The following is a 10,806-nucleotide window of genomic DNA, read 5'->3' as shown; positions in this document are numbered from 1 at the left end:
GTGACAGCCGGGTGTGGCCGCCCGAGGAGCGCGGGCGGCGAGGCCAGCACCGTGCCAGGCCCGCCGAGGACGTCCGGTTCGCCGGGGAGCGGGCCCGGATCGCCGAGGAGCCCGCGCCTCCGCCTCCGCCCGCCCGGCCCCGCCGGGCACGGCACGCGGGCATGCCGAAGGAGGAGGACCTCCCCGCCCCGGCCCGCCGGTACGGCGGGCTCGCCGGGGTGCCGAAGGAGGACGACCTGCCCCCCTCGGCCCGCTGGTACGGCGCGCCCGCGGCCCCCGCCCCCGCCCGTGTCTCCGGCCCGCTGCGCCGCGTCCTGCTCGGGCTGCTGGCCGTACTGGTCGCCGGCGGGGCCGTCGCGTGGGGGGCCGCACTCCTGCTGCGGACCCTGCCGTCGTCCCCGGGACCCGCCGCGGTGAGCGACCCCGCCGCGGGCGTGCGCTACCCGCTGCCCGAGGGCTGGCGGACGGGCGGGCCGCCGCCGGTCACCGGGTTCACCTCCGTGGCCGGCCGGGACGGGCTGGTGACGGTGCTGACCAGGCCGGCCGATCCGGTGACCGACGCGCGCAAGGAGACGGTCCGGCTCGCCGATCTGTACGGCAGGCTGCTGCTGCACGGCGACGAGGTGAAGGTCGTCGAGGACCGGGAGGTCACCGTGGGCGGGCGGACGGGCTACAGCCGCACCCTCCGGGCGGAGTACCGCGACGTGGTCAACCGCCCGGCCTACCTGCGTGTGGTGTTCCTCACGGGCCAGACGGGGCCGCCGGTGGTCGTGCTCGCCGCAGCCCAGCCGGACGACCCCCGGACGCGCGCCGAACTCGACACGGTGGTGGCCGGAATCCGCTAGGGGGCGGCACCGTACGGTGTCCGAAGTCCTTTAGCACCCGGAGGCGATATTGGCGAGCATCTCACCGGATCGGCACGTCCTGCCGGCGACTCAGATTACGCTGGGGACACTGTGAGCACTTCCGCCGCATCCCACCTGTCCCCCTCGTACCCCGACCGCGCAGCCTGGGGCACCGCGCCGAAGCTCCGTGCCTGGCAGCAGGAGGCGTTCGACCTCTACTGCCGCCGCGCGCCGCGCGACTTCCTCGCGGTCGCCACGCCCGGCGCCGGCAAGACCACCTTCGCGCTGCGCATCGCGAGCGACCTGCTGTCACGGGGGATCGTCCGGGCTGTGACGATCGTCACACCCACCGAGCACCTCAAGAGGCAGTGGGCGGACGCCGCGGGCAGGGTCGGCATCCCCATCGACCCCGAGTTCAAGAACAGCCAGGGCGCGACCTCGCGCGACTACATCGGGGTGGCCGTCACCTACGCCCAGGTCTCGATGCACCCGGCGCTGCACCGCGCGCGCACCGAGGCCCGCAAGACCCTCGTCATCTTCGACGAGATCCACCACGCGGGCGACGCGAAGTCCTGGGGCGACGGCGTGCGCGAGGCGTTCGAGCCGGCCGCGCGCCGCCTGGCGCTGACCGGCACGCCGTTCCGGTCCGACGTCAACCCCATCCCGTTCGTCACCTACGCCGAGGACGGCGAGGGCGTCCGGCGCAGCCTCTCCGACTACTCCTACGGCTACGGCCCGGCGCTGGCCGACGGCGTGGTCCGCCCGGTGATCTTCCTCGCCTACGCCGGCGAGATGCGCTGGCGGACCCGCGCCGGCGACGAGATCGCCGCGACGCTCGGCACCCCGCTCACCAAGGACCAGCTCGGCCAGGCGTGGAAGGCCGCGCTCGACCCCAAGGGCGACTGGATCCGGCAGGTGCTCCACGCGGCCGACCGGCGGCTGACCGAGGTGCGCCGGGGCGTTCCCGACGCGGGCGGCCTGGTCATCGCCACCGACCACGAGACGGCCCGCGCCTACGCCCGGCACATCCGCTCGATCACCGGCGAGGGCGCCACGGTCGTGCTGTCCGACGACCCCGACGCGTCCAAGAAGATCAAGCTGTTCTCCGTCTCGCAGGACCGCTGGCTGGTCGCGGTCCGGATGGTCTCCGAGGGCGTCGACATCCCCCGCCTGGCGGTCGGGGTGTACGCCACCAGCACCTCGACCCCGCTGTTCTTCGCCCAGGCCGTCGGCCGTTTCGTCCGGGCGAGAAAGCGGGGGGAGACCGCGTCGGTGTTCCTGCCCTCGGTGCCCACGCTGATGGGCCTGGCCGGGGAGATGGAGGCCGAGCGCGACCACGTCCTCGACCGCAAGCCGGCGGAGGAGGGGCTCGACGACTTCCTCCTGGAGGACGCGCAGCGCAAGAAGGACAACCCCGACGTCCTCGGTGACGAGCTGCCGTTCGAGACCCTGGAGGCGGTCGCCACCTTCGACCGGGTGCTGTTCGACGGCGGTGAGTTCGGCACCGGCGCCGAGCCCGGTTCGCCCGAGGAGGAGGACTTCCTCGGCCTGCCCGGCCTGCTGGAGCCCGACCAGGTGCGGACCCTGCTGAGCAAGCGCCAGTCCGACCAGCTCAGGGCCAAGCGCAAGGAGCCCGAGCCCAAGGAGACGGAGCTCGCCCCGCACGAGCGGATCGCCGAGCTGCGGCGCGAGCTCAACGGCCTGGTGGGGGCGTGGAACCACCGCACCGGCCAGCCGCACGGCGTCATCCACGCCGAGCTGCGCCGGGCCTGCGGCGGCCCGGCCATCGCGCAGGCCACCGCCGAGCAGGTCCAGGAGCGGATCGACCGGATCCGCCAGTGGGCCACCCAGCGCCGCTGACCCGCCGGCCCGGTGCTCGTCCCCGGGATCCCCGGCGTCCCCGGTGCGGGCTCGCCCTGACCCCGGACCGGCCGTTCCCGGCTCGGGCCCGCCCGGCCTCGGCGGTCAGGCCCGGTCGAGGGTGATGAGGAGGCCGCTGCGGCCGTCCACCGTCCGGAGGTCGCCCCGGACCGGCGGCGGTGTCAGGCGCGCCCGCACGGAGGCGACGCCGTCCGACACGGTCACCGGGACGGTCCTGGCGCGGGCCGGGCGGTGCTCCATGGCGCCCCCGTGCAGCCAGATCCGCACCTCGCGGCCCTCCCGGCGCAGCAGCACGGCGGCGGTGCGGCACTCGTCCGCCGAGGCCGGCCAGAACAGCCGCAGCGCACGCGGCTCACCCGCGCGGCGGACCAGCGCCGCGCGCTCCGGCACGACGGGCCGGGCGGCGCAGGGCGCGGCGGAACGCGCCGGGGCGGTCGTCCCCGGGCGGGCCGCCGCGTTTCCGTGCTCGGCGACGGCTCCGGGCCCGGCCGTGCCCGGGGCGATCGCGTGCCCGGCCGCGGCCACGGCCACGGTGTCCCGGGGCCCGATCATCCCCGGGCCGCCGCCGCTGACCCAGACGGTGGCCGCCTCCAGCCCGGCCAGCGCGAGCACCGCCCCGGCTCGGGCCGAGCCCCGGCCGCGCACCAGCAGCCACAGGGACAGGGGGGCCAGGACCAGCCAGGAGACACCGAGCAGCAGCATGGGCGGACACCACCGTGAGATCGAAGAGCGCTTCCGCTCTCCGTGATACTCCTGCCGCGGTCGGCGGTGTCCGCCTTGGACGTTCCGTGACCGTCCTTTACGAACGGATCACCGGCCGCACCCGCTCAGGCGCGGACCACCGGCTCGCCGCTGAGCACGACCCCCGCGGCGCGCAGCCGGGCCAGCGCCGCGTCGGTGGTCGGCCGGGCCACCCCCGCGGTCAGGTCGAGCAGCACCCGTACGGCCAGGCCGCCCGCCGCCGCGTCCAGCGCCGTGGCGCGCACGCAGTGGTCGGTGGCGATGCCGACCACGTCCACCGAGTCCACGCCGCGGTCGGCGAGCCAGCGGCCCAGGGGGGTGCCGTCGGGCGCGGCTCCCTCGAAGCCGCTGTAGGCGGCGGCGTGGGCGCCCTTGCTGAACACCTCCTCGGCCAGGGAGTCGTCGAGCGCCGGATGGAACTCCGCCCCCGGCGTCCCGGCCACGCAGTGCGCGGGCCAGGAGTCGACGTAGTCGGGTTCGGCGGCGAAGTGGGGGCCGGGATCCACGTGGAAGTCACGGGTGGCCACCACGTGGTCGTAGCGGTGGGCGGCGGCGTGCCGCGAGATGGCGGCGGCCACCTCCGCCCCGCCGCTCACCGCCAGGCTGCCGCCCTCGCAGAAGTCGTTCTGGACATCGACGATGATCAGTGCATTCGTCACGAAGCTAGTCAAACACGGTCGGGAGCGCGGCGTCGCCCCGGGAAAGATGATGGGCGGCCGCGGGCAGCTCGGCCATGGCCTCGCGGTGCCAGGCGCGTGACGCCTCCAGGCTCTCCCGGCCGACGACCTCACCGCCGCGCACCAGCGGGACCTGGAGCGGTCGGGCGCCGGAGGGCTCCCGCCCGGAGGTGACGACCAGCTCGGCGTCCGCCGTGCCGGACTCGTCGAGCCGCCGGAAGGCGCACTTGCGGCCCCCGCGGCTGGGCTTGCCCACCGACCGCTTCGCCACCGGCGCGAGGACCCCGGAGGCGTCCTCGCGGGCGACGAGCTTGTACACCATCGCGGCCGTCGGCACCCCCGAGCCGGTGACCAGGGAGGTCCCGACGCCGTAGCCGTCCACCGGGGCAGAGGCCAGCGCCGCGATGGCGTACTCGTCGAGGTCGCTGGTGACGATGATCCGGGTCTTGTGCGCGCCCAGCGCGTCGAGCTGCTCGCGCACCTCCGTCGCGACCTCGCACAGGTCTCCGGAGTCGAGCCGCACCGCGCCCAGCTCGGGACCGGCCAGCTCCACGCCGGTCCGCACCGCCTCGGCGACGTCGTAGGTGTCCACCAGCAGCGTGGTGCCCGCGCCGAGCGAGGCGATCTGCGCCTGGAAGGCGCCCCGCTCGGAGTCGTGGAGCAGCGTGAAAGCGTGGGCCGCGGTCCCGGCGGTCGGCACGCCGTACAGGTGGCCGGCCATCAGGTTGGAGGTGGAGGAGAAGCCGCTGAGGTAGGCGGCGCGCGCGGCGGCGACCGCGGACATCTCGTGGGTACGGCGCGAGCCCATCTCGATGATGGGCCGCCCGGCCGCGGCGCGGACCATCCGGGCGGCGGCGGTGGCGATCGCGCTGTCGTGGTTGAGGATCGACAGGATCACCGTCTCCAGCAGCACGGCCTCGGCGAACGTGCCCTCGACGGTCACGATGGGTGAGCCGGGGAAGTAGCACTCGCCCTCGCGGTAGCCGTACAGGTCGCCGGAGAAGCGGTAGCCGGCCAGGAAGTCGAGGGTCGGCTCGTCCACCACCTGGTTGTCACGGAGGAACGCGAGCTCCTCGTCGCCGAACCGGAAGTCCTCCACCGCGTCGAGCACCCGGCCGATCCCGGCGACCACGCCGTACCGCCGTCCGCCGGGCAGCTGCCGGGCGAAGACCTCGAACACCGCGCGGCGTGACGCCGCCCCGCTGCGCAGTGCCGCCTGCAACATCGTCAGCTCGTAGTGGTCGGTCAGCAACGCACTGCTCGTGGAAGTACTCACGATTCGAAGACTATGGGGGCGGTAGGGCAGACTGTTCCTGTGGGTGGCATCGCTCCGATGGAGGTCGAGCGTCCGGAGTCGGACGTCCGGCCCGACCTGCCATGGGTGACCGTCGTCTGGAACGACCCGGTCAACCTCATGTCCTATGTCACGTACGTCTTCCAGACCGTCTTCGGCTACTCACGGGAGAAGGCCGAGAAGCTCATGCTCGACGTGCATCAGAAGGGCAGGGCCGTGGTCTCCAGCGGCACCCGCGAGGAGATGGAGCGCGACGCGCAGATCATGCACTCCTACGGCCTGTGGGCCACGGTGCAGCACGACTCGTGAGCCGCGCCGCGTGGAGGTCCTCCCGGTCCGGGGCTCCGGAGCCGGGTTCCCCGGGTGACCCGTCGCGGGGCCGCCCGGCGGCGGGCGACGGCGGACGAGTGAGGGCAGGCGAGTGAAGGTGGTGGGCGGCCGGTGAGTTCGGGGTTCAAACGGGGACGCGAGGGCGGGGTGATCGCCGTCTTCGAGGACGCCGAGGTCTCGATCCTGCGCTCGCTCGCGGCCCAGATCCTCGACCTGATCGAGCCGGCGCAGACCGGCGACGACCCCCTGGAGCGCGCCCTCGGCATCGGGCCCTCCGGCCCGGCCGAGCCGCCCGGCGACCCGGTGCTGGCCCGGCTGTTCCCCTCGGCGTACGAGGACGACGGGGAGGCCGCCGAGTTCCGCCGCTACACCGAGGCGACCCTGCGCGACGGCAAGCGGGCCGACGCGCAGGCCATGCTCGACAGCGCCGCGCCGGGCCGGGTCGACCTCACCCGCGAGCAGGCCCACTCGTGGCTGCGCGCCCTGAACGACGTACGGCTGGCGCTCGGCACCCGCCTGGAGGTGACCGAGGACGTCCACGAGGAGTTCGCCGGGCTCACCGAGGACGACCCCCGGTATCCGGCGTACGTCACCTACGACTGGCTGACCTACCTGCAGGACACCCTGGTCCGCGCCCTCTGACGCGCCGCGGGTCCTCCTTTCGAACCTGGGGCCCGTCCCGGGTGTCCTGGGTCCCTTGCCACGGCGCCTCCCGGGCTTCGGCCCACCCGGGCAGGTCCGGGGTGTCCCGGGTTCCCTCCCCAGGTCACGACGCGGCTCTTCCCGGACGCTCTGGTACCTTCCAGGCATGCTCACGATCTCGCGGGAACTGGTTGACAAGATCATCGCCCACGCCCGGGCCGACCACCCGGACGAGGCGTGCGGGGTGGTCGCCGGTCCGGCCGGTTCCGACACTCCCGAGCGGTTCGTCCCGATGGAGAACGCCGAGCGGTCGCCCACCTTCTACCGCTTCGACTCGATGGAGCAGTTCCGCGTCTGGCGGGAGATGGACGACCGCGACGAGGAGCCGGTGATCATCTACCACTCCCACACCTCGACCGAGGCGTACCCCTCGCGCACCGACCTCAGCTACGCCTCCGAGCCCGGCGCCCACTACGTGCTGGTCTCCACCCGTGAGGAACTGGGGGAGGACGTGGAGTTCCGCTCCTACCGGATCATCGAGGGCGTGGTGGAGGAGGAAGAGGTGAAGATCATCCCGGCGTGACCCGCGCCGCACGGGTGCCCGCCGTACGGGCGCGGATTCGCTCCCGCGAGCCGCGGACCGGCCGGACCCCGGCGCCATGGGGGTGCCCTTGCCCGGAGCGCGGATCGACGCTCACCGATGGACACCGGCATAGGGCGTAATCATCCTTTTCGGTAAACTGACCACGCCGACCATCGACCCGAGCCAGGAGGACCGACATGCTGTCACGTCCCCGCGCGCGGGCCCGGCACGAGGGCCTGGCGCCCGTACAGACCTACCTCTTCGCGCACACTCCCATCGTCGTCGTCTACGACTGTCGTTGAGTCACGGCTTCTCGGAGCCCTCCCGAAACCCTTCCCGGAATCCCCCCGTGCCCGCCGGTGTTCTGATCCGGAGGGCGGCACTCTCATGACGACACAAGGAGATTGACCCGCGATGGCCATCGAGGTTCGCATTCCGACCATCCTGCGCACCTACACCGACGGCGCCAAGGCCGTCGACGCCAAGGGCGCGACGCTTGAGGAGCTGATCGGCGACCTGGAGACCCGGCACCCCGGGCTGCGGGACCGCCTGGTCGACAAGGGCGCGCTGCGCCGCTTCGTGAACGTCTACCTCAACGACGAGGACGTCCGCTTCCTGGGCGGCCTGGAGACCCCGGTCTCCGACGGCGACACCGTCACCGTGCTGCCCGCCGTGGCCGGCGGCGCCCGCTAGGCCCTGCCTCGTGGGTCCTCGCCGCAGCGGGGATCCACACGGCCCTCCGCCGTCACCGGCCCTCCGGCGGGCCGGTGACGCGCCACTCTCCAGGTCCCGCCGCGCCCCCGAGGGCGGCCGGCGCCGGGACGCCACGAAGGACGACGCGGAAGCACGCACCATGCGCTTTGACTCACTGATCGACTCGGTCGGCCGCACCCCGATGGTCGGCCTGCCCCGGCTGTCCCCCTCGGAGGACGTGCGGGTCTGGGCCAAGCTGGAGGACCGCAACCCGACCGGTTCGATCAAGGACCGTCCGGCGCTGTGGATGATCGAGCAGGCCGAGAAGGACGGGCTGCTCAAGCCCGGCTGCACGATCCTGGAGCCCACCAGCGGCAACACCGGCATCTCGCTGGCCATGTCGGCCAAGCTCAAGGGTTACCGGCTGATCTGCGTGATGCCGGAGAACACCTCCGAGGAGCGCCGCCAGCTCCTGCGCATGTGGGGCGCGGAGATCATCTCCTCCCCGGCGGCCGGCGGCTCCAACGAGGCGGTCCGGGTGGCCAAGGGCCTGGCCGCCGAGCACCCCGACTGGGTGATGCTCTACCAGTACGGCAACCCGGCCAACTGGCGTTCCCACTACGAGACGACCGGTCCGGAGATCCTCGCCGACCTGCCGACCGTCACCCACTTCGTCGCGGGCCTGGGCACCACCGGCACCCTCATGGGCGTCGGCCGCTTCCTGCGCGAGCGCGTCCCCGACATCAGGATCGTCGCCGCCGAGCCCCGCTACGGCGAGCTGGTGTACGGCCTGCGCAACGTCGACGAGGGCTTCATCCCCGAGCTGTACGACCCCGAGGTGCTGACCACCCGCTTCTCGGTCTCCTCCGGCGACGCGCTGCGCCGTACCAGGGAGCTGCTGGCCACCGAGGGCATCTTCGCCGGGGTCTCCACCGGCGCCGCCCTGCACGCCGCGCTCGGCATGGCGGCCAAGGCCGTCAAGGCGGGGGAGCGGGCCGACATCGTGTTCGTGGTGGCCGACGGCGGCTGGAAGTACCTGTCCACCGGCGCTTATGAGGGCACCTTGGACGAGGCCGAGGAACGCCTGGAGGGCCAGCTCTGGGCCTGACGCCTTAGAGCTCCTGACGCAATGGGCGGGCGGCGCCGACAGATCAGGGCACAGCCGAGCTTGAGGCCGGTGTGCGGTACGAACGGGACGCCCTGCGGGCCGGACGGTCATTCAGCCGCCTTCGCCCTGTCCGGCTTTGCCCAGGCCCGCAAGCCGCGGCCGATCAGGTTCTGCGCGAGATGACCATGATGTATTCGCAGGGAGCACTCGTTCGGTTGGCGAAGCCGTGGTCCGCGTCGGCCTGGAAGAACAGGGAGTCGCCCCTGTTCAGGGTCTCGTTGATCCCGCCGATCGCGACGGTGAGGGTGCCTTCGAGCACCACGAGTTGTTTCTCCGTACCCGGCGGATATGCGGGCAGCAGCCCGGTAGAGACCTGCGCGGGGAGGTGGTGAACGACCATCTCGGCTCCTCCCGCGCCCGGGGCCGCTGACACGATGTGCCGCTCGAAGCCGGTTTCCGGGTCACGGAAAACGGGGCGATCGTTCTTGCGCATGACAACGGCCACACCGGACGCGGCGGCAGCCGGCGCACCGATCAGATCCGAGAGCGACGTGTCGAGCGCGTGGGCGATCCTGGACGCGACGCCGATCGTCGGGCTCTTCTCACCGCGTTCGACCTTGGACAGCATCGCCCGGCTGACCGACGACTGTGTGGACAGCTGCTCCAGCGTCAGGCCCGCCTCCTCGCGGCGTCGCCGCACGTTACCGCCGAACGCGCCGGCCAGGTCGTCACCGTGCTGTAGTCCGGCCGCGTTTCCGTCTTGCTTGACCACCGTGCTCCTCGATCGATGAGTACCTCGCCGCCCACAGTGTACGGTTTCTTCTAAAGAAGATAAGGTCTTCTATCGGAGAGGCGCGATGTGCGCTCAATGCGACGGAGGTTCCATGCGTTTGGTCTCGAGTGGCCGGCACCATGCCACGTTTGAATTCGGCGATCTGCAGGTGATCTCGTTGCGAGACGGGTACATCGACATGCCGCCGACACGGCTCCGCGACGAGGATGGGTGCACGCTCGATGAGCTGCCGGCCGCCGTCCCGCTGGCCGGCGACAACTTGCGGCTGTCGGTCAACGCCTTCTTCGTCACCGACGGCACGCGGTCGGTTCTCATCGACACCGGCGCGTCCAACGTCTGGCATGACCCCACCATGGGGTTGATCTATGACGCGCTCGACGAAGCGGGAATCGACCGCGCGCAAATCACCGATGTGGCCATCACCCACAAGCACGAAGACCACGTGAGCGGCCTGATCGCGCCGGACGGCTCAGAGGCGTTCACCAAGCTCGAGCGCGTGTGGATCGGCGCGGGCGACACCTCGGTGTTCACCGGACGGCTCGAGCCGATCCGCGACCGGGTCGTGTCCGTGTCGGAGAAGGTCGCGATCAACGACTGGGCCACCGCGCTCCCGACACCGGGCCACACACCCGGTCACACCGTCTACGAGGTCAGGAGCGGCGCCGGCCACCTTCTCGTCTGGGGCGACACCGTTCACGTTCCCACGCTCCAATTCGATCAGCCGAACGTGTCCTGGGAGCTCGACGGCGACCAGTCCCAGGCCCGCGCCGCGCGAGCGGCCCTCCTCGAACAACTGACCCGGCCGCATCACTTCGTAGCCGGCGCCCACCTCGACTCACCCGGCATCGCCCGTGTGACCGCCTCCGGCGATGGTTACGCGCTGGAGTACCTCGCACCACCGATCGGCTGATCGAGCCTGGTCCTGTACGGGCCGCGTCCCCGGCCTTCCGGTATGGCTTCCGCCTCGGGGTGGTTGCTGCGGACCGCGAAGCACCCTGATCCCGACCCCGGACGGATCGGTGGCCGTGTTCAGGAGGACAACCTCGACGAGGATGGGAGCGACTGAAGGCCGGCTCTGAGCCGGACACAGTCCGTTGCCGTATGGCAACGGAAAGCGTGCGTGAGTTGGCTGGAACGGGGTACTATCGGGATGCCGCCCCCTGCTAGGGGGAGAGGAAGTGAGCCCGGGTTTACCGCCGGAACTGACGGGACCCCGGGC

12 protein-coding genes are annotated in these 10,806 nt (G+C 72.3%); 8 read left to right on the top strand and 4 right to left on the bottom strand.

The features are described 5' to 3' along the window. Positions 1-11 precede the first annotated feature (11 nt). Both HDA43_RS08460 and HDA43_RS08455 read left to right on the top strand, forming a co-directional pair. Positions 12-845 carry a hypothetical protein gene (locus HDA43_RS08460; protein ID WP_179817689.1) on the top strand — a complete coding sequence of 278 codons (834 nt, stop codon included), beginning with the start codon at positions 12-14 and terminating at the stop codon, positions 843-845. A 111-nt stretch (positions 846-956) separates the two neighbouring features. Then, positions 957-2,705 (top strand): DEAD/DEAH box helicase, encoded by a 1,749-nt coding sequence (locus HDA43_RS08455; RefSeq protein ID WP_179819184.1) that lies wholly within the window; start codon positions 957-959, stop codon positions 2,703-2,705. 105 nt (positions 2,706-2,810) lie between these two features. Here the strand turns inward: HDA43_RS08455 and HDA43_RS08450 are convergent, their stop codons facing one another. The 3 genes from HDA43_RS08450 to HDA43_RS08440 form a co-directional block, all read right to left on the bottom strand. Continuing rightward, positions 2,811-3,428: a hypothetical protein gene (locus HDA43_RS08450; RefSeq protein WP_179819183.1), complete on the bottom strand. Its 618-nt coding sequence runs from the start codon at positions 3,426-3,428 to the stop codon at positions 2,811-2,813. A 125-nt stretch (positions 3,429-3,553) separates the two neighbouring features. Further along, entirely contained in the window at positions 3,554-4,126 is a 573-nt protein-coding gene (locus tag HDA43_RS08445) for an isochorismatase family protein (protein WP_179819182.1), read from the bottom strand. A 4-nt stretch (positions 4,127-4,130) separates the two neighbouring features. Then, positions 4,131-5,420 carry a nicotinate phosphoribosyltransferase gene (locus HDA43_RS08440; protein WP_179819181.1) on the bottom strand — a complete coding sequence of 430 codons (1,290 nt, stop codon included), beginning with the start codon at positions 5,418-5,420 and terminating at the stop codon, positions 4,131-4,133. A gap of 57 nt (positions 5,421-5,477) precedes the next feature. On the opposite strand from HDA43_RS08440, the gene clpS reads away from it, so the two are divergent. From clpS to HDA43_RS08415, 5 genes are all read left to right on the top strand, one after another. Continuing rightward, positions 5,478-5,747, top strand: a complete 270-nt coding sequence (gene clpS, locus HDA43_RS08435; protein WP_246424236.1) for an ATP-dependent Clp protease adapter ClpS — start codon at positions 5,478-5,480, stop codon at positions 5,745-5,747. A 132-nt stretch (positions 5,748-5,879) separates the two neighbouring features. Further along, positions 5,880-6,410, top strand: coding sequence for a DUF2017 domain-containing protein (locus HDA43_RS08430; protein WP_179819179.1), 531 nt, complete (start codon positions 5,880-5,882; stop codon positions 6,408-6,410). Between the two features lie 166 nt (positions 6,411-6,576). After that, positions 6,577-6,993 carry a M67 family metallopeptidase gene (locus HDA43_RS08425; RefSeq protein WP_179819178.1) on the top strand — a complete coding sequence of 139 codons (417 nt, stop codon included), beginning with the start codon at positions 6,577-6,579 and terminating at the stop codon, positions 6,991-6,993. A 414-nt stretch (positions 6,994-7,407) separates the two neighbouring features. Then, positions 7,408-7,686 (top strand): MoaD/ThiS family protein, encoded by a 279-nt coding sequence (locus tag HDA43_RS08420; RefSeq protein WP_179819177.1) that lies wholly within the window; start codon positions 7,408-7,410, stop codon positions 7,684-7,686. 160 nt (positions 7,687-7,846) lie between these two features. Next, positions 7,847-8,794 carry a PLP-dependent cysteine synthase family protein gene (locus HDA43_RS08415; RefSeq protein ID WP_179819176.1) on the top strand — a complete coding sequence of 316 codons (948 nt, stop codon included), beginning with the start codon at positions 7,847-7,849 and terminating at the stop codon, positions 8,792-8,794. Positions 8,795-8,957: 163 nt separating this feature from the next. Here HDA43_RS08415 and HDA43_RS08410 read toward each other — a convergent pair whose 3' ends face one another. After that, positions 8,958-9,566, bottom strand: coding sequence for a helix-turn-helix domain-containing protein (locus HDA43_RS08410; protein WP_179819175.1), 609 nt, complete (start codon positions 9,564-9,566; stop codon positions 8,958-8,960). 112 nt (positions 9,567-9,678) lie between these two features. On the opposite strand from HDA43_RS08410, the gene HDA43_RS08405 reads away from it, so the two are divergent. Then, positions 9,679-10,497, top strand: a complete 819-nt coding sequence (locus HDA43_RS08405) for an MBL fold metallo-hydrolase (RefSeq protein ID WP_179819174.1) — start codon at positions 9,679-9,681, stop codon at positions 10,495-10,497. The last annotated feature ends 309 nt before the right edge of the window (positions 10,498-10,806 follow it).

The sequence above is a fragment of the Streptosporangium sandarakinum genome (assembly GCF_013409935.1).
GTDB lineage: Bacteria > Actinomycetota > Actinomycetes > Streptosporangiales > Streptosporangiaceae > Streptosporangium > Streptosporangium nondiastaticum.
This window is presented reverse-complemented; position numbering and strand designations above follow the sequence as displayed.

Coding starts and splice junctions, on each gene's coding strand:
- HDA43_RS08415 (WP_179819176.1), top strand. CDS start 7,847: ATGCGCTTTGACTCACTGATCGACTCGGTCGGCCGCACCCCGATGGTC.
- HDA43_RS08425 (WP_179819178.1), top strand. CDS start 6,577: ATGCTCACGATCTCGCGGGAACTGGTTGACAAGATCATCGCCCACGCC.
- HDA43_RS08450 (WP_179819183.1), bottom strand. CDS start 3,428: ATGCTGCTGCTCGGTGTCTCCTGGCTGGTCCTGGCCCCCCTGTCCCTG.
- clpS (WP_246424236.1), top strand. CDS start 5,478: ATGGAGGTCGAGCGTCCGGAGTCGGACGTCCGGCCCGACCTGCCATGG.
- HDA43_RS08420 (WP_179819177.1), top strand. CDS start 7,408: ATGGCCATCGAGGTTCGCATTCCGACCATCCTGCGCACCTACACCGAC.
- HDA43_RS08405 (WP_179819174.1), top strand. CDS start 9,679: ATGCGTTTGGTCTCGAGTGGCCGGCACCATGCCACGTTTGAATTCGGC.